Annotated in this window: 25 protein-coding genes and 1 tRNA gene; 19 read left to right on the top strand and 7 right to left on the bottom strand. The window is 60.9% G+C overall.

Features of this window, described 5'->3' with window-relative positions; all coding sequences use genetic code 11:
• Positions 1-70: 70 nt before the first annotated feature.
• The 5 genes from HEP89_RS09015 (at position 71) to HEP89_RS08995 (ending at position 6246) form a co-directional block, all read left to right on the top strand.
• The gene (locus HEP89_RS09015; protein ID WP_168691821.1) at positions 71-3202 is read left to right on the top strand and encodes a helicase-related protein; all 3132 of its coding nucleotides are present in this window, start codon (positions 71-73) and stop codon (positions 3200-3202) included.
• 35 nt (positions 3203-3237) lie between these two features.
• Positions 3238-3603 carry an RNA-binding S4 domain-containing protein gene (locus HEP89_RS09010; RefSeq protein ID WP_088665223.1) on the top strand — a complete coding sequence of 122 codons (366 nt, stop codon included), beginning with the start codon at positions 3238-3240 and terminating at the stop codon, positions 3601-3603.
• A 215-nt stretch (positions 3604-3818) separates the two neighbouring features.
• Positions 3819-4151 carry a ferredoxin FdxA gene (gene fdxA / locus HEP89_RS09005; RefSeq protein WP_031270075.1) on the top strand — a complete coding sequence of 111 codons (333 nt, stop codon included), beginning with the start codon at positions 3819-3821 and terminating at the stop codon, positions 4149-4151.
• 456 nt (positions 4152-4607) lie between these two features.
• Entirely contained in the window at positions 4608-5192 is a 585-nt protein-coding gene (locus HEP89_RS09000) for a CarD family transcriptional regulator (RefSeq protein ID WP_023002626.1), read from the top strand.
• 190 nt (positions 5193-5382) lie between these two features.
• Positions 5383-6246 carry an RNA polymerase factor sigma-32 gene (locus tag HEP89_RS08995; protein WP_055660074.1) on the top strand — a complete coding sequence of 288 codons (864 nt, stop codon included), beginning with the start codon at positions 5383-5385 and terminating at the stop codon, positions 6244-6246.
• 111 nt (positions 6247-6357) lie between these two features.
• On the opposite strand, the gene HEP89_RS08990 is transcribed toward HEP89_RS08995, so the two are convergent.
• On the bottom strand, positions 6358-7884 hold the full coding sequence (locus tag HEP89_RS08990) for a M48 family metalloprotease (RefSeq protein WP_208984639.1): 1527 nt from the start codon (positions 7882-7884) through the stop codon (positions 6358-6360).
• Entirely contained in the window at positions 7844-8749 is a 906-nt protein-coding gene (locus tag HEP89_RS08985; protein ID WP_168691820.1) for a hypothetical protein, read from the bottom strand. The genes HEP89_RS08990 and HEP89_RS08985 overlap by 41 nt, the downstream gene beginning before the upstream one ends.
• A 382-nt stretch (positions 8750-9131) precedes the next feature.
• Between HEP89_RS08985 and HEP89_RS08980 the strand changes: the two genes are divergently transcribed.
• Positions 9132-9208, top strand: a tRNA-Arg gene (locus tag HEP89_RS08980).
• Between the two features lie 109 nt (positions 9209-9317).
• Positions 9318-9524: a hypothetical protein gene (locus HEP89_RS08975; protein WP_168691819.1), complete on the top strand. Its 207-nt coding sequence runs from the start codon at positions 9318-9320 to the stop codon at positions 9522-9524.
• Between the two features lie 106 nt (positions 9525-9630).
• Here the strand turns inward: HEP89_RS08975 and HEP89_RS08970 are convergent, their stop codons facing one another.
• Positions 9631-9777 (bottom strand): hypothetical protein, encoded by a 147-nt coding sequence (locus HEP89_RS08970; protein ID WP_023002620.1) that lies wholly within the window; start codon positions 9775-9777, stop codon positions 9631-9633.
• Between the two features lie 333 nt (positions 9778-10110).
• The gene (locus HEP89_RS08965) at positions 10111-10842 is read right to left on the bottom strand and encodes an FCD domain-containing protein (RefSeq protein ID WP_077291434.1); all 732 of its coding nucleotides are present in this window, start codon (positions 10840-10842) and stop codon (positions 10111-10113) included.
• Between the two features lie 149 nt (positions 10843-10991).
• On the opposite strand from HEP89_RS08965, the gene HEP89_RS08960 reads away from it, so the two are divergent.
• From HEP89_RS08960 to acuI, 3 genes are read left to right on the top strand one after another with little or no spacing between them, the layout of a single operon-like run.
• Positions 10992-11807, top strand: a complete 816-nt coding sequence (locus tag HEP89_RS08960; RefSeq protein WP_209014553.1) for a DUF2182 domain-containing protein — start codon at positions 10992-10994, stop codon at positions 11805-11807.
• 10 nt (positions 11808-11817) lie between these two features.
• Positions 11818-12444 (top strand): DUF1326 domain-containing protein, encoded by a 627-nt coding sequence (locus tag HEP89_RS08955; RefSeq protein ID WP_023002616.1) that lies wholly within the window; start codon positions 11818-11820, stop codon positions 12442-12444.
• Between the two features lie 25 nt (positions 12445-12469).
• A complete protein-coding gene (acuI, locus tag HEP89_RS08950) occupies positions 12470-13462 on the top strand; it encodes an acryloyl-CoA reductase (RefSeq protein WP_168691818.1) in 993 nt (330 codons plus the stop codon).
• A gap of 1 nt (position 13463) precedes the next feature.
• Here the strand turns inward: acuI and HEP89_RS08945 are convergent, their stop codons facing one another.
• Positions 13464-14390: a LysR family transcriptional regulator gene (locus tag HEP89_RS08945; RefSeq protein ID WP_168691817.1), complete on the bottom strand. Its 927-nt coding sequence runs from the start codon at positions 14388-14390 to the stop codon at positions 13464-13466.
• Positions 14391-14488: 98 nt separating this feature from the next.
• Between HEP89_RS08945 and HEP89_RS08940 the strand changes: the two genes are divergently transcribed.
• From HEP89_RS08940 to HEP89_RS08905, 8 genes are all read left to right on the top strand, one after another.
• Complete coding sequence (locus HEP89_RS08940; protein WP_168691816.1) at positions 14489-15103, top strand: NAD(P)H-dependent oxidoreductase; 615 nt, start codon at positions 14489-14491, stop codon at positions 15101-15103.
• Between the two features lie 284 nt (positions 15104-15387).
• Entirely contained in the window at positions 15388-15585 is a 198-nt protein-coding gene (gene rpmI, locus HEP89_RS08935; RefSeq protein ID WP_023002610.1) for a 50S ribosomal protein L35, read from the top strand.
• A 26-nt stretch (positions 15586-15611) separates the two neighbouring features.
• Positions 15612-15971, top strand: coding sequence for a 50S ribosomal protein L20 (gene rplT, locus HEP89_RS08930; RefSeq protein WP_168691815.1), 360 nt, complete (start codon positions 15612-15614; stop codon positions 15969-15971).
• Positions 15972-16181: 210 nt separating this feature from the next.
• Positions 16182-17612: an alanine/glycine:cation symporter family protein gene (locus HEP89_RS08925; RefSeq protein WP_023002608.1), complete on the top strand. Its 1431-nt coding sequence runs from the start codon at positions 16182-16184 to the stop codon at positions 17610-17612.
• Positions 17613-17768: 156 nt separating this feature from the next.
• Positions 17769-18284 carry an MAPEG family protein gene (locus HEP89_RS08920; RefSeq protein WP_209014551.1) on the top strand — a complete coding sequence of 172 codons (516 nt, stop codon included), beginning with the start codon at positions 17769-17771 and terminating at the stop codon, positions 18282-18284.
• A 19-nt stretch (positions 18285-18303) separates the two neighbouring features.
• Entirely contained in the window at positions 18304-18960 is a 657-nt protein-coding gene (locus HEP89_RS08915; protein ID WP_168691814.1) for a 3'-5' exonuclease, read from the top strand.
• 325 nt (positions 18961-19285) lie between these two features.
• Positions 19286-19558 (top strand): hypothetical protein, encoded by a 273-nt coding sequence (locus HEP89_RS08910; protein WP_031270062.1) that lies wholly within the window; start codon positions 19286-19288, stop codon positions 19556-19558.
• Between the two features lie 349 nt (positions 19559-19907).
• The gene (locus HEP89_RS08905) at positions 19908-20228 is read left to right on the top strand and encodes a hypothetical protein (RefSeq protein WP_168691813.1); all 321 of its coding nucleotides are present in this window, start codon (positions 19908-19910) and stop codon (positions 20226-20228) included.
• Positions 20229-20243: 15 nt separating this feature from the next.
• Here HEP89_RS08905 and HEP89_RS08900 read toward each other — a convergent pair whose 3' ends face one another.
• Positions 20244-21629, bottom strand: a complete 1386-nt coding sequence (locus HEP89_RS08900) for a multicopper oxidase family protein (RefSeq protein WP_168691812.1) — start codon at positions 21627-21629, stop codon at positions 20244-20246.
• A 107-nt stretch (positions 21630-21736) separates the two neighbouring features.
• Complete coding sequence (ggt, locus tag HEP89_RS08895; RefSeq protein ID WP_168691811.1) at positions 21737-23332, bottom strand: gamma-glutamyltransferase; 1596 nt, start codon at positions 23330-23332, stop codon at positions 21737-21739.
• Between the two features lie 134 nt (positions 23333-23466).
• Between ggt and HEP89_RS08890 the strand changes: the two genes are divergently transcribed.
• Positions 23467-23898 (top strand): heme-binding protein, encoded by a 432-nt coding sequence (locus HEP89_RS08890; RefSeq protein WP_168691810.1) that lies wholly within the window; start codon positions 23467-23469, stop codon positions 23896-23898.
• Positions 23899-24052 lie beyond the last annotated feature (154 nt).

Below are 24052 nucleotides of genomic sequence, written 5' to 3'. Positions count from 1 at the left end.
GACACGCGACACCAGATATAGGCGCCATCCGTTTGCGCCGATCCGAAGAAAGCCGATCACAAGCCTCCCCATGCCCCGTCCCCAGACCCTGCCGCTGCCGCCGTCTGCCCGGTCCCGCACTGTGACGGCCGTGCTCGGACCGACCAATACCGGCAAGACCCACCTCGCCATTGAACGCATGCTGGCCCAGCCTTCCGGGCTGATAGGGCTGCCACTGCGCCTGCTCGCACGTGAAGTCTATAACCGGGTTGCAGACCGCGCCGGTCCGGAAGCGGTGGCGCTGGTCACCGGCGAAGAAAAGATCGTCCCGAAGAACCCGCGGTTCTGGGTCTCGACTGTTGAGGCCATGCCGCTGGACCTGAAGACGGATTTCGTCGCCATCGACGAAGTGCAGCTGGCGGGCAACCTCGATCGCGGTCATGTCTTCACCGACCGCATCCTGAATGTCCGCGGTCAATCCGAAACGCTCCTGCTGGGTGCGGCGACCGCACGCCCGCTGCTGGAAAAACTGCTGCCGGGCATCAATGTGGTCACGCGGCCGCGCATGTCCGTGCTGGAATATGCGGGCTCCAAGAAGGTCTCGCGCCTGCCGGCCCGTTCAGCCATCGTCGCCTTCTCGTCAGACGAAGTTTATTCCATTGCAGAGCTCATCCGTCGCCAGCGCGGCGGGGCGGCCGTGGTGCTCGGCTCGCTGAGCCCGCGCACGCGCAATGCGCAAGTGGAACTGTTCCAGAACGGCGATGTCGATCACCTGGTCGCGACCGACGCCATCGGCATGGGGCTGAACCTCGATGTGCATCACATCGCCTTTGCGGGTAACCGCAAATATGACGGCTACCAGTACCGCCAGCTGACCGCCTCGGAGATGGGTCAGATCGCCGGACGGGCTGGCCGCCACACCAAGGATGGCACCTTTGGCGTGACCGGACGGGTCGATCCGCTGGACGACGACCTGGTCGAACAGATCGAAAGCCACCACTTTGACAGCCTGAAAGTGCTGCAATGGCGCAACAGTGCGCTGGATTTTTCGTCGGCAAACGCCTTGCGCTCAAGCCTCGACATGGTGCCGCGTGAAGAGGGTCTCGCAAGGGCACCCATTGGCGACGACATCACCGCTCTTGAACATTTATTGCGCGATCCCGCAATATCCGGCATGGCAAAGGGCGGAAATGCGGTCGAATTGTTATGGGACGTGTGTCAGGTACCCGACTATCGTAAGATCGCCCCGGCGAACCACGCAGAGTTGCTCAACACCATTTACACCCACCTGATGCAGGACAATGCGATTGCCGATGACTGGTTCTCGCGTCAATTGGCCTTCGCAGACCGCACAGATGGTGATATCGACACTCTCGCAAACCGGATTGCACATATCCGGACCTGGACCTATGTCGCCAACCGTCCCGACTGGCTGGCCGATCCGGCCCACTGGCAGGGCGAGACGCGCGACATAGAAGACAAACTATCTGACGCCCTTCACGAGCGGCTGACGCAACGGTTCGTGGATCGGCGTACAAGTGTATTGATGCGACGTTTGAGAGAGAACGCAATGCTGGAAGCGGAAATTACATCGAGCGGCGATGTGCTCGTGGAAGGTCAGCACATCGGGAATCTGCTTGGCTTCCGGTTTGCCCCTGACGCGGCAGCTGAAGGACCGGACGGCAAAACCGTGCGTGCCGCCGCCCAAAAGGCCCTGACCACCGAAATCGAATCCCGTGCGGACAAGCTCGGCAAGTCCGAGAACTCCGATTTCGTGCTGACGTCCGAAGCCGTGATCCGCTGGCGCGGGGAACCCGTGGCCAAGCTCGTCTCCGGAGAAGAGGTACTGACGCCCGTCGTGCTGCTGCTGGCCGATGAACATCTGACCGGCCCGGCACGCGACAATGTACAGGCGCGGCTTGATCTGTGGGTCAAGGCACAGATCGATACCCTGCTGAAACCGCTTGTCGACCTGAAGGCCGGCGAAGGCCTGGAAGGTCTTGCCCGCGGCATCGCGTTCCGCATCGTTGAAGGCCTCGGCATCCTGGAACGCCAGGAAGCGGCTGACGAAATCCGCCAGCTCGACCAAGACATGCGCGCCAGCCTGCGCAAGCACGGCATCCGCTTTGGTGCCTACACCGTGTTCGTGCCCGCCCTGCTGAAGCCTGCGCCGAGCCAGCTGCTGGCACAGCTCTGGGCCTTGAAGCACGGATCGCTGGACATGAACGGCATGGCCGAGCTGCCACAGCTGTCCGCATCCGGCCGCACGTCCATCCCGGTTGATGAAACCATCGACAAGGCGCTTTACAAGGTTGTCGGTTTCCGCGTCTGTGGCCCGCGTGCCGTTCGCGTCGACATTCTGGAACGCCTGGCTGACCTGATCCGTCCGCTGATCGCCTGGAAGCCGCTTGATGCGGAAGTCAGCCCGCCGGAAGGCGCGGTCGCAACCGGAGGCGGCTTCACCGTCACCGTTGCCATGACATCGCTGCTCGGCTGTGCCGGCGAGGACTTCTCCGCCGTGCTGAAATCCCTCGGCTACCGGTCCGAGATCAAGGAAGTGCAGCGCCCTGTAGCAGCCAAACCGGCAACGGAAGCAACTGCAGAGGCGCCGGTGGCGGAAACTGCCGCGACCGAAGCCGACACTCCCGCCGAAGCAACCGCAACGGAAGCACCGGCTACGGAAGAAACGGTCGAAGCCGTGAGCGCCGAAGCCGCTTCCGAACCGGCCGCTGCCGAAGCTGAAGCTGTGTCCGAACCGGCGGAAGCCCCCACCGAAGCTGCTGCATCTGCCGAAGGCGCAGCCGCTGAAACCGCTGAAACCGCCGCTGTGGAAGCAACACCGGTTGCACAGACGGAAGGCGAAACCGCTGCTGCTGAGGCCACTGCGGGTGAAACCGAACTGGAAACAGTGACCATCGAGATCTGGCGTCCGGGCCGGCACGACCGCCGTCCACGCGGCCGTCAGGACCAGCGCCGAGGCGGCGACAACCGCCGGGGCCAGGGTCAAGGTCAGGGCGCCAAAGGTGGTCAGGGCGAGAAGCGTCACGGCAAGGGCGGACCGAAAGGCGAAGGCCGCGGCCGCGGTGGTCATGGCGGCCAGAAGGGCTTTGACGGTGGCAACCGCCGCGACAAGGCCCCAAGGGACAAGCCGATCGATCCGAACTCGCCCTTCGCGGCCCTGATGGCCTTGAAGGCGAATATGGACAGCAAGGACAAGAAGTAATTCCTGCGCCTGAAAACAATGCTGCCGCCGGCAGCCTGCGCATCGACAAGTGGCTCTGGTACGCCAGGGTCACCAAATCCCGCTCTCTTGCCCAGAAGCTGGCGACATCCGGTCATGTCCGGGTGAACAAGGACAAGATCGATTCCGCCAGCAAGACTGTCCGAACCGGCGACGTTCTGACCATCGGCCTGGATCGCCGTATCCTCGTCCTCAAGATCCTTGCCCTGGGCACCAGGCGCGGTCCCTATGAAGAGGCCCGCAAGCTTTACGAGGATCTCTCGCCGCCTCCCCCGCCGAAGGATGCCCCACCGCCGCCTGCACCTGCGCAGCGCGAGGCCGGCGCCGGACGCCCGACCAAGCGCGAGCGGCGGAAAATCGACGCGTTCCGCGGTGGCGATTGACACTGTTTCCTGCCAAAGCCCGGAAAACAGAAAAACTTTCTCTTTCAGGCCCGGACTGCGTCATCCAGAGCGCTTGCGCCCGTTTGACAAAAACGATACCCAACATCTGCACCAGACGTTATACGTGCGCCTTCTTTGTAAGAGCGGCACGAAACTGACCGCCAGGGCCTTGCGCAAATCGGCTGCAGGCTGCCCGGCGCCGAATGAGGATAGCGATGACCTACGTCGTCACGGACAATTGCATCAAATGCAAATACACCGACTGTGTTGAAGTCTGCCCGGTGGACTGTTTCTACGAGGGTGAGAATTTCCTCGTCATCAATCCGGACGAATGTATCGACTGCGGCGTCTGCGAGCCGGAATGCCCGGCGGAGGCAATTTTGCCTGACACGGAGCCCGGCCTCGAGAAATGGATCGAGGTCAACGCCGAATACTCTGAGAAGTGGCCGAACATCACTGAGAAAAAAGAACCGTTGCCGGACGCTGAAGAGTTTGACGGCAAGGAAAACAAGTTCGAAAAGTATTTTTCGCCGAATCCTGCGTCCTGATTCGCGAAAACTGCTTGTGCGGCAGACTGCCGCAAGACAAACAAGAACTGCTTAAAACGGCGATTCTTCCATCTTTTTCAGGTACCTGCCCGTGGCGACCGGGCGGGGCCATTGTGGTGTTTTGGCACCATTAAAGCTCAGTACTTTAATTTTCCACAAAAGTGTGGTACACATGGAAGATAGTCGCCAACCACGAGAACAACCCCCAAAACGGAGTCTTTGAAAACTGTCCCGGGTATCAACAACCGGACAGATCAAGCTCCCGGCAGCTCATATGACTGATCAAGGTTCTAAAGTGGAAAACGTCGACTGACCAGCCCTGACACGCCGCATATCAACAGGCGTTCCATTACGGATCGCTCTGCGGGGTTCGTGTCGCACAAGAACAGGGGACCGCACTGCGGTCCGTCATCGGTCCGAACCCGGACCGCCAACTGCGCAGGAGAGAATACGAGTATGGCAACGAACACCAAAAAGACCGCGCAGCGCCAAGGTTTCAAGACGGGCGAGTACATTGTTTATCCGGCGCATGGCGTCGGCCAGATTACCGCCATTGAAGAGCAGAACGTTGCAGGTCACTCTTTGGAGTTGCTCGTTATCGTTTTTGAACAGGACAAGATGACCCTTCGTGTCCCGGTGGCAAAGATTGCCTCCGTCGGCATGCGCAAGCTTGGCGACCCTGCGGCCGTCAAGAAGGCTCTCGAGACCGTTCGTGGCCGCCCGCGCGTTAAGCGGACGATGTGGAGCCGCCGCGCTCAGGAATATGAAGCCAAGATCAACTCCGGCGACCTGATCGCGATTTCTGAAGTGGTTCGCGATCTTTTCCGCTCTGAAAACCAGCCGGAACAGTCCTACTCTGAACGCCAGCTCTACGAAGCTGCGCTCGACCGTATGGCCCGCGAAATCGCGGCAGTGAACAAATGTTCCGAAACCGAAGCGGTCAAGCAGATCGAACAGAACCTGGCAAAATCTCCGAGCCGCATCAAAGCCGCTGAGGAAGCTGCAGCGGAAGACGACGAGGACAAGGAAGAAGCCGCTTGATCCAAGCGGATTTTCCGAACGCGAAAATCGACGAGGGCCTGGAGAAATCCGGGCCCTTATTCGTTTTGGCACCACCACCTCGCGCGCTGTTCACGCGAAAGTGCACAAAAACTGCCCCAACGGTAGCGATAAGTGATCTAACCTACGCTTCGGTACGTATTTCCCCCGATAACATATCGGAGCGTCGATCATGTCCCAGAGCGAGAAACGTCAACTGGTAAGGGCCGCGATGAAAGCCCCCTACCTCACGCGCGAAGAGGAACTGGAGCTTGCGATCCGCTGGCGACATAACCGGGATGAGAAAGCGCTTGAAAAATTATCGCTCTCGCACATGCGCCTGGTCATTGCCGTTGCCTCACGATTCCGCAACTTCGGGCTGTCGCTTGGCGATCTGATCCAGGAGGGCCATGTTGGTCTTCTGGAGGCCGCCGCCCGGTTCGAACCGGAACGGGAAGTGCGCTTTTCCACCTATGCCACGTGGTGGATCCGCGCCTCCATCCAGGACTATATCCTGCGCAACTGGTCGATCGTTCGCGGTGGCACCTCTTCCTCCCAGAAAGCCCTGTTCTTCAACCTTCGGCGCCTGCGCGCCAAGCTCTCCGGCAATCAGACTCCTCTGACAGACAGCGAGCTTCACCAGAAGATCGCCGACGCAATCGGCGTCAAGCAGTCCGACGTCGCCCTCATGAATGCGCGGCTGTCCGGCCCTGACACCTCCCTGAACGCCCCTGTAACCGACAGCGAAGGCTCCAGCGCGGACCGTCAGGACTTCCTGGTGTCCGATGCCCCGTTGCCGGACGAGATCGTGACCGTCAACATCGATGCCGAACGCCGACGTCGCTGGCTGTCCTCCGCCCTGGAGGTTCTCAGCGAGCGCGAATTGAAGATCGTGCGTGAAAGACGCCTGTCGGAAGAGGGCGCCACGCTGGAATCGCTTGGCGTGAAACTCGGCATTTCCAAGGAACGCGTGCGGCAGATTGAAAGCCGGGCCATGGAAAAACTGAAATCCGCCCTGCTGGCAGCACAGCCGGACAGGGCCGCCTACAGCACCTGACCTCTATCTCCTCCAAGTAACTCTGACGGGCGGACCTTCCGGTCCGCCTTTTTTTGAGCTGCGTCAGTTTTCAGCCAGACAAATGCCGGAGCCGAACCGGGAGAAAAACCATCAGTCGACGATCAGCTTAATCGCCGTGCCTGTCGGGATCGCCTGATCGGCGTTCAGATCGTTCAGGATGGAGAAGAATTCCAACCGCCGTGAAGGCTCGACACCGCTCATGCCGATCGCCAGTTTCCGCGGTGTGTCGCCCGGCTTGGAGGTGACGACCTTGATCCGGAGCGAGCGCAGGCGGGCACGCTCGGTCGGCGACAGCTGTTGGAAGCTTTCCACCGTCTGGTGGAAATCCCGGTCGAACGTTTCATTGGGCGAGCGGCTGGCAAAGATGAAGCGATATCCTGTTTTGCCGATCCGGATCACTGCAATGCGGAAGGACCAGCCCTGGGTGATGGCCGCCCCGGTGACCGCCGGCAGACCGTTGATCGTCGTTTCGCGGACGCTTTCGGGCAGCAGGCCGTTGATCCAGCCGGAGTTCATGTAATCACGCAGGCCAGAATAGCTGCTGACATCTGCTCCGTCGAACCGGATCGCCGTGCCGTCGCCATTGCTGGCCAGAACCGCTTCGGGCGTGTTTTCCAGAATGTAGCCGGAAGGCACGGTGTAGCTGATGCCGAGCGCCTTGTGCAGGAACGAACGTCCACGGACGAACCCTTCAAGCGGGTCGTCGCCGAACAGCATGCCGTCGATCTGGCTGAGATAGCGGGTGCGGTCACGTTCGCCGATGCCCGGTGCACCGATCTGCCGGGCTGCGCGGATGGCGATCTGCAAGCGCTCCGGCGTGGAAGGGTGGGAAGACAGGAAGTCTGGCGCGGTCGAGCCCGACTTGTCGGCGGACTGGTAGCGGGCGAACGCTGCCATGGACCGCAGGAACCGTGCAGCGGCATAGGGGTCGAACCCTGCCCTTGCGAGGGTCTTCACACCGATATCGTCGGCTTCCAGCTCCTGCACCTGGCTGAAGCGGGCAAAGGAAAGCTGCGACGAGATGATCGCCTTGCGGGCTTCCTCGCTGTCCTGCACCACGTCGGTCAGGATCTTGTTGGCAAGCTGCTTGGCTTCAGCACGTTGCTGGCGCTTGATTGCGTGGTTCGCCGTCACATGCGCCATCTCGTGCGCCAGCACGGCGGCAACTTCCGACGTGTCGTTGGCAAGGGCCAAGAGACCGCGCGTGACATAAAGATAACCGCCCGGCAAGGCGAAAGCGTTGATGGCCGGCGAATTCAAAATGGTGATCTTGTAGCTCTGCGAGGGGTCTTCCGATGCCGCCACCAGCCGGCCGACGACGCTTGCAACAGCCCGCTCCGCCCCGGCGTCCTTGTAGACACCGCCATAGGTCGCCACCACACGCGGATGCTCGCGCTCGCCGATATCGGCCGCAAGGTTGGGACGCAATGTACCGGGCGTTACCGTGCCGACGGTCGGTCCGTCACCCAGCAGCTGGCAGGAGGCCACCAGAAGCGCGGAACCGCCTGCAACAAGGTTGCGCAGCCAGGTCCGGCGCAGGCCGCGCCGTGCGGGCACACATGCCGGCTGACGGAAATCAGTTGCTGCTTTGGCCGTCACGTCCTGCCCTTTTGTCATTCAGTACCACCAGTTGCTCCGGATGGCGGAGCACCATAGACGGTCCGTCCCTTTCCTGGACGGAGCCGCGTATTTCGACAACCTGCCCTTCCAGGGCATCCAGCGTCCAGCCGGATCGCCCGAGGGCCGTGTTGACGTCATCCTCAGCTGAAGCCTTCAGCGTGACCGTGAAATCTGTTTTCCAGTATTTTCCGAAGTTCAGATAACGGGTGCTGCGGGTTTTTCCAAGGGAAACAATACGTCCTCTTGCAATAACATAGTGCCCGGAAGCGTCGCTGAAAGACTTTGGCGCGGCTGCGGAATAGACAAGACGCGGCGATGTCTCGCCCCAAAGGCCCGCTCGTGCCAGGCTTGCCTGCGTTTCCGCGGCTCGCAAGGTGTCTGCGCACTCAGCTCCGGCATGACCCGGAGCAAAAATGGCAACGCCTGCCTTCAAAAGCTGTTCCTGCAGAAGCGCGGAATGGCCATCATCCGAAACGAACACCCAGCCAGGCGTTAGCCCCCAGCGGTTTTCCGGTCCAGCCGCGACTGCGGCCAGCTCCAGATCAGGCTGACTTTCCAGATAGGCTTGCAAGGTGTTCCGGCCGGCATCTTCGCCGCCCGCCTGTCCTGGCGCCTGCATCGGCATCTGGATATCACTCGCGAGGAAGCGGTCTCCGGCAGCGGACACGAACAAGGCTTCACTGCTGTCGAAGGTCACCTGAACGGTTTGTTCCCGCACCCCGGCGCAAACATCGGCGGCCACGGATGTTTCCGGGCGCTCCACCCGCGCGCGCTCGTCAGCGGCAACGGCAACGGCCTGGGTCAGCAGAACGGCAGCACAGCCGGCAAGCAACGGAGCGGCAGCCATGCGCAGGGTTGTCACCTGCCCGGCCTTTCTCCATCCCGTTTTCTGTCGCCACTGTGGCACGTCCGTTTCCTTCACCTTGGTACGCGACCCTTTTCCGGAGCGCTTCCCGCAGGCAGGCAGCGCAAGGCACACGTCACCCGACAACATGCATGGCATCGGGCAAGGCTGAGAAAGCGGTCACGATGATCCAAACTGCTAAGCAGCGAATAAGGCAAGTCCAAGACACGCCAGTAAAACGGCAGTAAAAATCAGGACAACGTGGGAGCGGCCCCAAGGCGCGTCAGCATCCCCCTCGCCGTGCACCGGCGTCCTCGACAAACAATCCCCATCGGCAGCTACAGTCTGTTGCAGCCAGGGGTCGCCACGGACGTCAAATCATGCTAATCGACCGCATCAAGGCCCCGTAGCTCAGCAGGATAGAGCATCAGATTCCTAATCTGAGGGTCGCGCGTTCGAATCGCGCCGGGGTCACCAGTTTTCTCAACATTTCAAAAAATCTGGAAGATCCAGAAAGCTCGAAACAGAACCTGTTTCCGATGGGCGTGATTAGTCGCGCATCGCTTAAAGATGCGCTCGGCTCGGTATGGAAGCTGGCGACTGCGAGGTCTATTGGCAGGCCATTGAGCCTGCTGAGGCGTTGATGATCGAAACAGAACGCTCCGAGTTTACTGAATGTGACTTTAAAGAGCTTGCCCCACGCCTTGCGGAAGAAATCGCAAAGGCCATCTCAACGAAACCTGCAAGCAATCCGGAGATCAGGGCACACGCCCTTCAGATCTATCTCGGCTGAAAGACGGAAGAAGGCTGCGCACAGGGGATGCAGCCAAGCCGAGTGGCTTAAAACAGGTTTGAATGCGCAGGCAAAGGGCGCCTGCGCCGGACGTTTGCTGGTTGCCTTACGGCGTGACCGGCGTGTGCAGCGTCGTGACCGGGATGCCGGTGGCGACGGAGCCGTCGGTCAGGGCATGGCTGGGGTTGGCGGCCTTGGTGGCGGCGACACCGGCGAGGATCATGGCGACGACGGCGATGCTCCAGAATTTCATGGCACTGCTCCCTATGGTGAAGAGCGCTCCTGCCGCGCAGGCGCAAGCTCTGTTCAGACCTGTACGCCCGGCCAGGGGTGACCGGGCGTACAAAAGCCGACCTTTTCAAACAGATGGCGCATCCGGTGACCGTCTCGGCAGACGTGGGAGGCAAATTCGCCACGATTCGAACTTCGACTTTCGTCTATATTAGACTTTAGGATTAGATTGAACAATGCCGTAGAGTTACTTATTTGGCAAGCCTCTGACATGACTAGGCTTTCAGGCTTGGGCGCGACAGAAATCGCCTACCAGCTTCGCATGGACAAGGACAGACATCCCTGAAAAGGGGCGTTATGCGCTGCGCGGCTTGCGCCTTTGCGCCGCCAGTTCCCGCGTATAGGCCGACAGGGCGTCCAGATGCTGAGCGGCCCCGGCGCTGTCGCGCGCGGCCAGCGCATCGGCCAGGGCCTGATGCAGATCGGCGATCCGTTCGCGGTCGCGCAGGCGGTAGACCAGCATGTTCATGAGTGGCTGCATCGCCTCGAAGGCGGCCGACAACTGGAAAACCAGGATCGGGTTGTCCGTTGCCCGCGCCACGGCCGAATGAAAGGCGACGTCCGACGCGCAAAAGTCCTCGTCGCTTGTGTCACGGTTTCTCTGCCGGGAAATTTCACGGGCAAGTTCGGCCAGCTGGTCGTCGGTGCGTTTTTCCGCCGCCAGGGGCAGCGCGGCAGCTTCCAGCGCAAAGCGGGCCTCGATGGCGTCTTCCAGCGGAATGTCGTTCATGCCGATCAGGAGCCGCGTGGTCGTCATCAGGTTGTCCTGAGCTTCGGCCCAGGTCATGCGATTGACGAAAGCCCCACCGGAAGAGCCCCGCTCGCTGCGGATAAGGTTCTGGGCGGCAAGCCGTTTCAAGGCCTCGCGAACAGTCGACCGCGACACGCCGAAGCGCTCCGCCAGATCGGCTTCGCTCGGCAGGCGCTCCTCACCGGCAAGGCGACCTTCGAGAATGGCATTGCGGATGGCATTGGCGATCTGGACCGAAAGGCCCTCTTTTTGAATCGTGTTGAATTCAATCGCCAAAAGAACCTCCGGATTTTCGCCTGAACCCCGGCAAACCTAAAGAGACGACCCGACACGGTCAAACAAATTGTTTAAATGTCTGACAATTAAATGTTTGACTTTTAGAGACTGCCCCCGCAGCCTAGGCGAAAATTTATCGGGAGGATCGGGTGGACACCGTTGCGCGGCTCATGCCTGGCCACAGAGCGTTCTGGCTGACCTTTTATGCCGCCATTCTGGTGGCCTGGGCCATCCTGTTCGCCATGCAGGCAGACGGCCTGAGGGAAACCACGGACTGGCAGCTTACCGGGCTAACCATGGGGCAGCCGCTGGAGGCATTCCTGTCCCTGTGCTCGGCAACAGCCGCCAATGCCGGCTTCGGGGTCGCCGCCCTGATGTGGGCCCTGATGGCCCTGGCGATGATGGCACCAACAGCCTTTCCCGCTTTTCGCACCTATGCGCAGCTGACACAGACTGCCGCCGCAGGCATCTTGCCGCTGGCCGCGCTTGTGGGTGGGTATCTGGCTGTCTGGCTCGGATTTTCGCTTCTGGCCGGTTCTCTTCAGGTCTGGCTGGCAGGACAGAACTTGCTCGATCCATTCGGCAAATCCGTTTCCAACCCGTTGAACGCAGCGCTGCTGCTGCTGGCAGGGGCTTATCAGTTCAGCCGTCTCAAGCAGGCCTGCCTCAGCTCCTGCCGGAGCCCGCTGACCTTTTTCTTCAGCCATTGGCAGCCGGGGGCCCGGGGCGGGCTTTCGCTTGGCCTCAGACTTGGTACCGTCTGCCTTGGCTGCTGCTGGGCCTTGATGCTGCTCGCGTTTGTCGCCGGCACCATGAATCTCGCCTTCATGGGAGGCGCCATGGTGCTGATGACACTGGAAAAACTTCCCGACATCGGCGCGAAACTTACCGCGCCGGTCGGCGTTTTCCTCATTCTGGCCGGACTGGTCGTTCTGGTTCTGCCGTTATTACCAATAACCATATAGGGAGAAAATCATGTCCGGCTGGGCCATCAGAGGAGAACTGATCCTCAACTGCAATTGCACCGTCTTCTGCCCCTGCGTGGTGTCGCTCGGCAAACACCCGCCCACAGAGGGTTACTGCCAGGCCTGGGCGGGTGTGCGCATTGACGAAGGCCACTATGAGGGCGAGGACCTCTCTGGCCTCAATGTCGGCCTCGTCCTGGAAATTCCGGGCCTGATGGCCCGCGGCAACTGGAAGGCCGCCGCCTATATCGACGAGCGCGCCAGCGAAGCGGCCTATGACGGATTGATCAAGATCTTCTCCGGCCAGGCCAAGGGCACCACCGGCCTGTTCCGGGTTCTGGTCAGCGAGTTTCTGGGCGCCGAACGCGCTCCGGTCTCCTACACCAACGAAGGCAAGAAACGCCGCCTGATCGTCGGCAAGGCGATCAAGGGCGAGGTGGAGCCTGTGCGCGGCGCCAATCCGGACGAGGATATCGTCGTCAAGAACACCGAATACTGGATGGGTTCGGACATCACGGTCGCCACCGCCACGCAAGGCCGCGTGCGCGCTTACGGCAGGGTCTGGGATTTTGACGGCAGAAGTGCTGAAATCTGCCAGATCGACTGGTCCGGCCCGGCGGCGGAAGCCGCCGCCTGAAACCGAAGAGAAAAGGGAACAGCTCATGACCTTCAAGGCACTGATTGTCGACAAGGACGAAGACGGCAAAACCCACGCCTCGATTGAGAACATCGACGTGAGCCGGTTGCCGGAAGCCGATGTCACCGTTGCCGTGGAATACTCCACGCTCAACTACAAGGACGGCCTGTGCCTTGGCCCGGGAGGGGGACTGGTTCGAAACTATCCGCATGTGCCCGGCATCGACTTTGCCGGAACCGTCGAGGAAAGCTCCGACGACTGGTACAAGCCGGGCGACAAGGTGGTGCTGACCGGCTGGCGCGTCGGCGAAGCGTGGTGGGGCGGCTACGCCCAGAAGGCACGGGTAAAGGGCGAGTGGCTCGTCCCATTGCCGGAAGGCTTGACCACGCGCAACGCCATGGCCATCGGCACAGCCGGCTTCACGGCCATGCTTGCGGTCATGGCGCTTGAGGAGCACGGGCTGAAGCCTGAAAACGGGCCGGTTCTGGTCACCGGTGCCGCTGGCGGCGTCGGCTCCGTCGCAACCGCCATTCTGGCCAATCTCGGCTACGAGGTTGCCGCCGTCACCGGACGCGAGAGCACCTGGGATTACCTGAAGTCTCTTGGCGCCGCCCGCGTGGTGCCGCGCGATGACGTTGCCGAAACGGTCAAGCGCCCCCTGGAAAGCGAAACCTGGGCGGGCTGCATCGATGCTGTCGGCGGTCCGATGCTCGCACGTGTTCTCGGCCAAATGAAATACGGCGCATCCGTTGCAGCCGTCGGCCTTGCAGGCGGCTCCAATCTGCCGGCAACCGTCATCCCTTTCCTGCTGCGCGGCGTCAACCTGCTGGGCATCGACAGCGTCATGAAGCCGTATGACGGCCGCCTGAAAGCCTGGGAACGGCTGGCGAAAGACCTGCCGATGGACAAGCTGGAAGCGATGATCCACCCGGCAACCCTTGAAGACCTGCCGGCGCTTGGCGCCGACATCCTGAAGGGCCAGGTCAAGGGCCGTGTCGTCGTCGACGTGAATGCCTGAATCAATTCCTTGCCCGGGTGGACAATGCGTCTGCCCGGGCGAACTCTGTCTTCAGAAAATCGATCATCACCCGCACCTTGAGTGGCAGATAGGCCCTGCTCGGATAAAGGATCCATGCGGCGGTTTCGAAGTTCGCCGGAGCACACGTGTGGTCGGGAAAGAGATCGACCAGCCTGCCGTCCTTCAGGTCGCTCGCAATCAGCCAGTCGGCCAGCAATGCCGGACCAAGGCCAAGCCTGGCTGCTTCGCGTAGCGCAAGCGCGCTTGAAATTGTCGTTCTGCCCGACACTTCCACATCGAAGGGCGCGTCATCCCCAAGCCTGAAGCGCCAGGCATTGCGAAAATCCGGCAATGCAAAACACAGGCAATTTCGGGCAGACAGGTCACCCGGCGCTTCCGGATGCCCTTCCCTTTCAAGATAGTCCTGCGAGGCCACCACCCGGTAATGGGTTTGCAGCAGCTTTGTGGAAATGAGATCGCCTTTCGGCGCCGCAGCCAGGCGGATAGCAAGGTCCAGTCCTTCGGCCAGAAGATCTAGATTGCTGTCGGAGGGGAAAAGCTCGACCGAGATATCCGGGTACCGGTCGTGAAACACCGGCAGAAGCGGGACGATTCCTTCCAGCACGAAGGCAACCGACGCCGTCATGCGCAAGGTTCCCCTTGGCTGCTGGCTTCTGGCGGCAATGTCCTCGTTCGCCGCCTCGATCTCCTCCACAAGCGGCGCAACCCGCTGGAGATAGGCCTCGCCCGCCTCCGTCAGCGACAGCTTGCGCGTGCTGCGCTGGAACAGCCGCTGACCAAGCTCCCGCTCGATTGCAGAAACCGTCCGGGACACATTCGAGGCATCGAGATCCAGCGCCCGCGCGGCAGCTGCCAGGCTGCCAAGGTCGCGGACGAGCAGGATTGTCTTGAGGGCTTGCAGATCCATTCATGCAGAATAAGCACGAATATCCTGCGAGCCACAGTGTTTTTCCTCCACATGCGCAGAAATAACCTCCGGGCATCATCCAACCAGGAGATACCCGCATGACACTGCTTCTGCGCATCAATTCCAGTTCCCGCCAGACCGGTTCGCACTCCACCGCCATTGCCGATCATTTCGAGGCAAGCTACCGCCGCAAACATCCCGACTGCCGCGTCATCACGCGAAATGTTGCCGATGGCTCCATCCCGATCATCGGCCAGAAGACCATCGAAGGTTTCTATACCGAGCCCGCCTCCATGACCGCAGACCTGAAGGAAGCGACAGCCCTTTCCGACAAATTGATCGCCGAACTTCAGGAAGCCGACACCCTGCTGATTGCCGCGCCGATCTACAATTTCGCAGTTCCCGCGGCGCTCAAGGCCTGGATCGACCAGATCGTTCGTGTCGGGCACACATTTTCGTTTGACGGCAACAGCTTTCAGGGACTTGCAAAAACCCGGCGCGCGGTGGTGATCTCCGCCTATGGGGCCGAAGGCTATCTTGACGGCCAGCCCTTTGCCGCGGCCAACTTCGTTCAGCCTTACCTCAAGTTCCTGTTGTCGTTCCTGGGCCTTGAGGATATCCGCTTCATTGCCGTGCAAGGCACCGTCGCCGATCCTGAAAAGGTCTCTGCCAGCCTTCAGGCCGCCCGGCAGGAATGCGATCTGGCTGCCTGATCGGCCTTGCTGGCGTACGCCGGTCTCCGCGGCGACTGCTTTCGCCGCGGTGGACCCTGCCGCAGATCTGGCCAAAACCGCCAAAAAAGGCGCGCAAACCGGTTGCATTCCAAGGAAAGCTCCCATATAAGCGCCCGGTCCAGAGTCGTCCGGCTCGTCGTGGACTGGTTTTCTGTGTTCTTGCGCAGACCGTTTTCGACAACCGAGGGCATGCCGTGTCGGCTCTGAATGCACCAACAAAAGAGTATCCGTTCTGAACGGATGCACCAAGGAAAGGATGCAAAATGCCCAAGCTGAAAACGAAGTCCGGCGCCAAGAAGCGCTTCAAAGTGACCGCGACCGGCAAGGTGAAGACCGCGCAGGCCGGCAAGCGTCATGGCATGATCAAGCGCACGAACAAGTTCATCCGCAACGCCCGTGGCACCACCACGCTGAGCGACCAGGATGCAAAGATCGTGAAGCAGTTCCTGCCCTACGCATAAAGCCAGCCCCGAAGGAGATCACCTAAATGTCACGCGTCAAACGGGGCGTTACCGCCCACGCTCGCCACAAAAAAGTAATCAAGGCAGCAAAAGGCTATTACGGCCGCCGCAAGAATACCATCCGCGTTGCCAAGCAGGCCGTCGAGAAAGCCGGCCAGTACGCTTATCGCGACCGCAAGGCCAAGAAGCGCAACTTCCGTTCGCTCTGGATCCAGCGCATTAATGCGGCAACCCGCCAGCACGGCATGACCTATGGCCGCTTCATCGACGGTCTGAACAAGGCCGGCATCGAAGTCGACCGCAAGGTTCTGTCCGACCTCGCCATCAACCAGCCGGATGCCTTCAAGGCCCTGGTTGATCAGGCTCAGGGCTCTCTGGCCGCTTAAGGCAGGCTTCCCTATCCGATTTGAAAAACGCGGTTCATTCGAGCCGCGTTTTTTGTTGCCTGGTGGCTGCCTATCAACCCGGCAATTCAAAGCTGCATTTTCAAGCACCTCTCTTTTTTATTGCAAACCCCGGAAATTGAAGCCTACCCTTCCGGTTCCGATGAGGCTGACCCTTCGTCAGCCTTGCGGAAAACAAGGAGGGTTGGATCCATGCAGCTTGTCGAGGCGTTCTTCGCCCTAATCGGCGACCTGACCTGGGGGTGGGCACTCATCCCGTTTCTCGTCGTCATTGGCATCTTCTTCACGGTCGTTACCGGTTTCGTTCAGCTACGCTTCTTCCTGCGTATGTTCCGCGTATTGTCTTCCAAGAACCAGTCGGGTGATCCCAACGCGATCTCTGCCCGCGAAGCCCTGCTTCTGTCTGTCGGCGGCCGGGTTGGCGGCGGCAATATCGCCGGTGTCGCCGTGGCGATCACGCTCGGTGGTCCCGGCGCGGTCTTCTGGATGTGGGCCGTTGCCCTTGTCGGCATGGCAACCAGCCTGATCGAGTGTTCGCTCGCCCAGCTCTACAAGCGCTCCACGGGTGACGGTACCTATCGTGGCGGACCCGCCCGCACCATCATCCATGGCCTTGGCGCCGATTACCGCTGGCTTGCGGTGCTTTATGCACTCTGCCTCATGGCCTCCTTCGCCTTCGGCTTCAACGCCTTCCAGGGCAACACCGTGGCGGGCGCCGCGGAAGAAAGCCTCGGCATCGGCCGGTTGTGGACGGGCATAGGCCTGACCGTGCTGACCGGCCTGATCGTCTTTGGCGGCATCCACCGCATTGCAAAGGCAGCCGACGTCATCGTGCCGATCATGGCCGTCGGCTATATCGGCATGGCGCTGGTGATCATCCTTCTCAACATCACCGAGGTGCCCGGCGTCATCTATTCCATCGTTCTCAACGCTTTCGGGCTGGAAGAAGTGGTCGGCGGCGGCATGGGCGCAGCCCTTGCGCAAGGCCTGCGCCGCGGGCTGTTCTCCAACGAGGCCGGCCTCGGCTCGGCTCCCAACGTTGCCGCGACGGCGGAAGTCCGGCACCCGATCAGCCAGGGCATCACCCAGTCCTTTTCGGTCTTCATCGACACGATGATCATCTGCACCTGCACGGCGCTGATCATCCTGCTCGGCGATGTCTATGCGCCGGGCGCAGAAGGCGTTGACGGCGTCGTCCTGACCCAGCAATCGCTTGCCTCCCACCTCGGTGGCTGGACGAGCTATTTCCTGACCGGCGCGGTGCTGCTCTTCGCCTTCAGCTCCATCATCTACAACTACTACCTCGGCGAAAACGCCCTCAGTTCGATGACATCCAGCACCATGGCCCTGCACGTTCTCAGGGTCGCCGTGATGGGCGTCGTGTTCCTGGGGGCGACGGCACCGAATGCAACCTCGGTGTTCTTCTTCTCCGATCCGCTGATGGGCGTCCTGGCTGTCGTCAACCTACTGGCTCTGATGATGCTGTTCCCGACGGCAAAGCGGATCCTGGACGACTTCAAGAGCCAGCTTCGGGAAGGTGTCGCCCGACCGGTGCTGAACCCTGACAACTTCGCGGATCTCGACATCGACCGCAGCGCCTGGACCGGCAAGGCGCCGGACTGACGGGCTCAAAAACGATCTCCTGCACTGGCGCGGCCTCCTGGCCGCGCCAGTCTGCCTGCGCCGAGGCCTGCCAACGCTTTTCTTTTGAAGCCCGATGTGGTCCTGTTCCTGTGTCGGTTCCGTCAGCGAAAGCGAGGCAGCAGGTTGCCCCTGACAGTGAAACAACATGGCGTCATGAAGGGCATGATTGCGGCGGTAATCGTCGCGGCCACCGGGCTTGGCCTTGGCGCCGTTCAGTATCCGCAGGACTGGCTGCCGGACGGCTCGCCGCAAGCCCGCCTTACGCTGGCAGCCCAATGTCTGCTGGCCGGCGCTTTTTGGCTGCTTTTGTCGATAGGCCTTCTGGCGCGGCATCGCTTTTTCACACCGGAGGATATCGACGGCAGCGGACTGACCTCAGGCACCGAAAAGGCCAAGCTGTTGCAGGCCGTGCTCCAGAACACGCTGGAACAGACCACGCTGGCCGCCCTTACCTACATCGCATTCGCAGCACTGGCCCCGGCCGGGTATCTCGGCGCTTTGCCTGCCGCCGCACTCCTGTTCTGGTGCGGACGCGCTCTGTTCTGGAACGGTTATGAAAAAGGCGCGGCCGCCAGGGCCTTCGGCTTTGCCCTGACGTTCTATTCAACCGTTCTTCTGTTTCTGGCCGCCCTCGCTTTTTCTTTCTTTTGATCGGACGGACCTCTTTTTCATGCATCACGTGATCATTTACGACTGCGAATATCTGACCGCGCCCAGCGCCATGAGCCGGCAATGGTGCGGCCCGCTGGATCCGGATCCGAATGTCGCCCAGATTGGCGCGGTGAAACTCTCGCTCGGGGGCGGTTATGACATTCTCGACACATTCAATGTCCTGATCAAGCCGAGGGACAGGTTCGGCAGGCACCCGAATGTAGATCCTTTCTTCACCGAGCTGACCGGCATTACCCAGGCGGACATCGACCGCGAAGGCATTGCCCACGCCGACGCACTGGAAAGATTCTCAGCCTTCGCAGAAGGGGCGAATTTCTGGTCCTGGGGCAAGGACGAACTCACCCTTCTGGCGATCAGTTCCTATATCGAAGGCCTGACACCACCCATCCCCGCCCGCCGCTTCGGCAACGCCATCGGCCTGATCTTGAATGCGGGCACCCCCGTTGAGGATATGGGCAAAATGACGAGCGGTCGTCTGGCGGAGTATTTTGGCCTAAAGACGTCGGAAGGGCGGCAACACGACGCTCTCGACGATGCCATGTCGGTTGCCGTGAGCCTGCAGCATCTTCTGAGGAGTGAGAAACTGACCGCCGAGGACTTCGCTCTGCCACTCGCGGTCCGGCTGCCAGAACTGTCGGAACACCGTTCAGCCTGAGTCCTCCCCCCGCAGGTCAAACCTGATTCCCTTTGCCGTCAGGACTTGCCCCTGCCTGCAACGGGCCGGTTCCGGTTACCACCGCTATCCCCACTTCCCACTGAAAAGTGTCCGATTTTGCGCCACTGCATTAACGATTGTTAATGCGGATCGGCGGTTTTCTGCGGACAAAAAGTTAACAAGAGGTTAACGTGGCACGGTGATTGCGACGTTTCGGGTGAGGCAGCCTTGGGCGTGCCATTCTGAAACAATGAGGCGTTAAATCGTGCGAGTTAACCCGGTTTCTTCTGCAGGTCGTGCCAATGTGAGGCGGAAGCGTCCCTCCGTGGGAGAGACGGAGTCCGAGCGGCAGGCGACCTTTGACACGTATCTCCCCGTTCCCGTGGAACCGGAGCTTGAGCGCGAGCAGATTGCCTTCAGCGCGCGCTACCGCCCGAACTCTATTTTCCTCGCCCATCTGATCGCGACGCGAGATGGAGAGCCCCAGACAAGGTTCCGCAGGCAAACTGAGCCTCTCACCGGCGTGAACTCCTATCGGGCAACTGCTGCCTTGCCACGCCAGCGCCCTGCTGGCCGACTGCTCAAGACCGAGCGCTAGGCCAACCTGTTTTAAAGTTCCAGAAGTACCACTGGAGACCTTCAACCCGGGGCATTGCTCCGGGTCTTTTTTTGGTTTGCCCGAACATGCTTCAGGTGAGGATCCTGGAGGGGGCATATCACCCGAACTGCAGAGGCTGGAGGCAGAAGCACCGCGCGAAATGAAGGCACCGGGAACAAATTCTGCTGACAACCGTTATCTCTAGACAGCAGCGGGCAAATCCCTCTCCCGTCAAAGTGTGACGCGCGTCACATTTTTCTGTTGTCAGAGACACTATATTGAAAAACAGATCCGGACTCCCCGGACCTCCGAAAGACTGGCCACGGACTGGCCCACCCCGGAGATTGAAATGCAAGTAAGACCCGTATCGGCCATCCATCCCATGCGCATCCGGCAGAAGCCGGTAACCGCTCCGACTGAAAGAACCGGCTTCGGTTCGACCTCAAATGGTCAGTTTGGCGCTCTGGATGTCGTCCCCGCACATCTCGCCGCACAGGCTTCTCAGCGTGACGCCTATTACGGCGCCCATGCCGAATATGCCACCCAGCTTCTGGCCGGAGACTCGTTTGACGAGCAGACCTGGCTGGAGCGCCGGCAGCATGTCGCGCAATATGCATCCGCCGCCGAAGACGGCGACGAACGCTCCTACACGATCTCCCTGTCTGCCTGACCTGTCGGAAAACGCTCAGGCTTCTACACGCAGGAAACCGGCCAGGCCGGTTTTCTGGTGTTCGATCACATGACAATGGAATGCCCAGTCGCCTGGATTGTCGGCAACCAGGGCCACTTCCATGGTTTCTTCTTCCAGAAGCAGCGCGGTATCCGTCACCAGCGGCGGCAGCTTTCGCTTGTTCGACCGCAGCAACTGGAACGACATGCCGTGCAGATGGATCGGATGATCGTTCGGTGATTCGTTTCGGAAGCGCAGGATGTAGGACTTGCCGTGCCGCATGGTCGCCAGCGGATCGAACGGCCCCGGCACATCCCCACCCCAGGCCACCCGGTTGATCGACCAGAAGGTATAGCCGAGCGAACCACAGATGCTGGCCTGCGGCGCATCCCCGCCCGGAGACCAGCCGAACACGAAATCCAGAACCTCGGCATTGGCAAGGTCTGCCTGTGGCACAGGGTTCGGCTTGAGTGGCTTCAGTTCTCGCAGGTCCCTGCCGGCTGACGCGCCCTTGGGCTGGAACGTCGCCAGCACCTTGTCGCCATTCGGCTTTTTCAGAACAAGCGTGGCGACCTCGTCTTCACTGTCCGGCACACGCAGGGCAACATCAGCCCGCTGGCCGGGCGCAAGCACGATTTCGTCCATCGCCACCGGCTGCGGCAACGGGTTGCTGTCGATCGCGATTGTCAGTGCCTCGGCACCGGAAACTGTATATCTGCCGACCCTTGTGAGATCGGTAACAGCCAGACGCAGACGCACGAGAGAGCCCGCGGCAAGTTCATAAACGGGCTGTGGTTGCCAGTTGACTGTCGAAACGGTTCCGAGCGTGCCGCCTCGCGCGGCATTGCGAGGCTTGTAGAAGGCAATGAACTGGCCGTCGCCCCCAAGCCGGAAATCACGAATATTCAGTGGCAGGTCGCTGTCGAAGCCGGCATCTTCCTCGTCTTCCACCACGATCACCCCGGTCATTCCCCGGGCGATCTGTTCCAGCGTGTTGCAATGCGGGTGGTACCAGAAGGTGCCGGCGTCAGGCGGCGTGAACTCGTAGCGGAACGCGTTTCCCGCCTCGATCGGATATTGCGTCAGATAGGGTACGCCATCCATGTTGTTGGCGATCCTGAGCCCGTGCCAATGCACCACCGACGCTTCATCAAGCGCGTTCTTCACGTCGATCGTGGTGGTCTGCCCCTTGCGGAACCGCAGCACCGGTGGCGGACCACTGGGGCTGAAGCTCATCATGTCAGCCGTAACCGTTTCCGGCAGCACGGAATGATTGAGTCTTGAAAGGGTCAGGCTGTGCTCGGCGGCCAGTGCCTGCCTGGCACCAAGTCCACCGGCTGCAAACGCCGTCAGCGCCCCGGCGCCGCCAAGCAGGATCTCCCGCCTCGAAAATCCGGGCATATTGAAAACCTCATATGATTATCGGCGCGTCCAACCGCACCAAACACCCGTGAGGCGGCGATCACAAGGTTCAAATTGACGCGGTCCGGAGACCTGCAGCAGCCGGGTCAGTAGCCTCCGGCATGCCCGTCCTTGCGTGGATCGGAGCCTGCGGTCAGCAAGTGCCGGGCCTTGTCGATCATGATGGCCTGGGACCCGCCGATCGGGCCGGACGCCGGAACGACGGAATGGCCCAGCGCGCGAAGGCCATCCAGCGTGGACGGCGGCACCAGTCGTTCCGCCTGCAGTTCGTGGCTGGCGATGTCGAAGAACATGCGCGGGAAGTCGATGGCGGCCTGAACATCCATGCCATAGTCGATGATATTGGTCAGCACATGTGCATGGCCACAGGCCTGGTAGTGGCCACCCATCACGCCGAAGGACAGGAACGGTGCCCCCTCTTTCAGCACCATTGCGGGGATGATCGTATGCATCGGCCGCTTGCCGCCGTCGATGGAATTGGCATGTCCCGGCCCGGCCCGGAACGAACTGCCACGGCAATGGAGCAGCACACCGGTTTCCGGAGCGACAATGCCGCTGCCGAACCCGCTGAACAGGGAGTTGATGAAGGAAACCGCAAGTCCGTCCCTGTCGACGATCGTCAGGTAGACCGTATCCGTCTGCGGAGCCAGCGCACTTGCCGGGACCGAGTCCATCCGCTTGGTCAGCGACACCTGCCGTGCAAGCTGGTCGATATAATCCGCGCCGATCAACCGTGTGTGGCAGACATCCATGTATCCCGGGTCGGTGATGAATTGCTCCCGGACGCCATAGGCCAGACGCGCGGCTTCCATTTCCAGGTGAAAACGTTCCGGACCGAGCGGATCAAGACTTTCCAGGTCGAACTGTTCCAGAATACCGAGCATGATCAGGGCAACGATCCCCTGCCCGTTTGGCGGCAATTCGGCCACCGTGTGACCCTTGTAGTCCCTCAAGACCGGTGACACCGCTGTCGTGTGGCAAGCGGCCATATCGTCCTGGGTCATCAGCCCGCCGCGTGACTGCAGCGCGCTCACGATGTCGTCGGCAACCGGGCCAGAATAGAAGGCATCCGCCCCGCCCTCGGCAATTGCCGAGAGAGTGTCTGCCAGACGCGGATATTTCAGAACCGTGCCGGTTTTGGGTGCTTCGCCCTTGATCAGGTAGCGCGCGGCCGAAACCTCGTCGGCGCGCAGCTTGTCGACATCCCCGGCCCAGTCACGCGCGACACGCGGGGCAACCGGAAATCCGTCGCGGGCATATTGAATTGCCCGTTTGAACAGGGATTTGAAACTCTTGGTGCCATGCGCCTTCAGCAGCGTTTCCCAGGCCCGAATGGCACCGGGTACGGTCACGGCATGCGGCGACGTGTCGGTGATGTCCTTGACGCCGAGCTCTGCAAGCTTTTGCGGTGTCGCGGCCCGCGGGGCTGCACCTGAGCCATTGAAACCCGTCAGGCGTCCATCCGGCTCCATGACAATGGCAAAACAGTCGCCGCCGATACCGGTCATATGCGGTTCGACAACACATTGAACGGCAACTGCCGCGATCGCGGCGTCAACCGCGTTGCCACCTGCCTGAAGCACTTCCAGAGCCGCGCTCGTTGCCAGCGGATGAGAGGTCGCAGCCGCTGCTTCGCGTGCAAAAACCGGGGACCGGCCCGGGGCCTGAAAATCACGCTTCACTGAATTCCTCCTGGCCGAAGTGTCTTTCTTTCCGAATCGCAGCAATAGCTTCTCGGGAATGCCGCCTATTCGCCAATGCCATGTTCTGTTAGCAAATCGGTATCGCGGTCAGCACCTTAAGGAGAAGTGGGAAAATGCGCAAACTGACATTATCAACGGCAGAGACCATCATTTCTGCCGCTTATGAAAAAGCAGCCGAGCTGAATCTGAAACCGCTTACCGTTGCTGTCCTCGATGCGGGTGGTCATGCCATCCTGCTCAAGCGGCAGGACGGATCCTCGATCATGCGTCCGCAGATCGCCACGGGCAAAGCGATCGGTGCACTCGCTGTCGGCACCGGCACCAGATGGCTGAACGCCAATGCAGAGTCCCGCCCGCATTTCGTCAACGCTCTGAACGGCGTTTCCGGCGGGGCCATCGTACCGGTGCCCGGCGGCGTTCTGGTGAAGAACGACGAAGGCGAAACCCTTGGCGCTGTCGGCATTACCGGCGACACGTCCGACAATGACGAAGCCTGCGCAGTCGCCGGCATTGCCGCTGCAAGCCTTGTTGCCGACTGCGGCTAAGGAAAGTCTCTTCCACTCGACGCCCTCTTGAGTGGCGCCCGGGTCAGCGTTCTGAAGGATGGGCCGGTTGCTATCCAGCAAGTCGCCCATTTTTCGGAACGGGCTACCGGCGCTCGTTAGGATGGGTGTCAGTGTTTGCCCGGCCGATCAATTC

This window comes from Labrenzia sp. 5N (assembly GCF_012395805.1).
GTDB lineage: Bacteria > Pseudomonadota > Alphaproteobacteria > Rhizobiales > Stappiaceae > Roseibium > Roseibium algicola.
This window is presented reverse-complemented; position numbering and strand designations above follow the sequence as displayed.

What these genes read in the sequence shown, in the direction of transcription:
- rpmI (WP_023002610.1), top strand. Translation starts at nt 15,388, where the DNA reads ATGCCCAAGCTGAAAACGAAGTCCGGCGCCAAGAAGCGCTTCAAAGTG.
- fdxA (WP_031270075.1), top strand. Translation starts at nt 3,819, where the DNA reads ATGACCTACGTCGTCACGGACAATTGCATCAAATGCAAATACACCGAC.
- HEP89_RS08940 (WP_168691816.1), top strand. Translation starts at nt 14,489, where the DNA reads ATGACACTGCTTCTGCGCATCAATTCCAGTTCCCGCCAGACCGGTTCG.
- HEP89_RS08890 (WP_168691810.1), top strand. Translation starts at nt 23,467, where the DNA reads ATGCGCAAACTGACATTATCAACGGCAGAGACCATCATTTCTGCCGCT.
- HEP89_RS08995 (WP_055660074.1), top strand. Translation starts at nt 5,383, where the DNA reads ATGTCCCAGAGCGAGAAACGTCAACTGGTAAGGGCCGCGATGAAAGCC.
- HEP89_RS08970 (WP_023002620.1), bottom strand. Translation starts at nt 9,777, where the DNA reads ATGAAATTCTGGAGCATCGCCGTCGTCGCCATGATCCTCGCCGGTGTC.
- HEP89_RS09015 (WP_168691821.1), top strand. Translation starts at nt 71, where the DNA reads ATGCCCCGTCCCCAGACCCTGCCGCTGCCGCCGTCTGCCCGGTCCCGC.
- HEP89_RS09000 (WP_023002626.1), top strand. Translation starts at nt 4,608, where the DNA reads ATGGCAACGAACACCAAAAAGACCGCGCAGCGCCAAGGTTTCAAGACG.
- HEP89_RS08975 (WP_168691819.1), top strand. Translation starts at nt 9,318, where the DNA reads ATGGAAGCTGGCGACTGCGAGGTCTATTGGCAGGCCATTGAGCCTGCT.
- HEP89_RS08905 (WP_168691813.1), top strand. Translation starts at nt 19,908, where the DNA reads ATGCAAGTAAGACCCGTATCGGCCATCCATCCCATGCGCATCCGGCAG.
- HEP89_RS08925 (WP_023002608.1), top strand. Translation starts at nt 16,182, where the DNA reads ATGCAGCTTGTCGAGGCGTTCTTCGCCCTAATCGGCGACCTGACCTGG.
- HEP89_RS08955 (WP_023002616.1), top strand. Translation starts at nt 11,818, where the DNA reads ATGTCCGGCTGGGCCATCAGAGGAGAACTGATCCTCAACTGCAATTGC.
- HEP89_RS08900 (WP_168691812.1), bottom strand. Translation starts at nt 21,629, where the DNA reads ATGCCCGGATTTTCGAGGCGGGAGATCCTGCTTGGCGGCGCCGGGGCG.
- HEP89_RS08990 (WP_208984639.1), bottom strand. Translation starts at nt 7,884, where the DNA reads ATGACAAAAGGGCAGGACGTGACGGCCAAAGCAGCAACTGATTTCCGT.
- HEP89_RS08945 (WP_168691817.1), bottom strand. Translation starts at nt 14,390, where the DNA reads ATGGATCTGCAAGCCCTCAAGACAATCCTGCTCGTCCGCGACCTTGGC.
- HEP89_RS08915 (WP_168691814.1), top strand. Translation starts at nt 18,304, where the DNA reads ATGCATCACGTGATCATTTACGACTGCGAATATCTGACCGCGCCCAGC.
- acuI (WP_168691818.1), top strand. Translation starts at nt 12,470, where the DNA reads ATGACCTTCAAGGCACTGATTGTCGACAAGGACGAAGACGGCAAAACC.
- rplT (WP_168691815.1), top strand. Translation starts at nt 15,612, where the DNA reads ATGTCACGCGTCAAACGGGGCGTTACCGCCCACGCTCGCCACAAAAAA.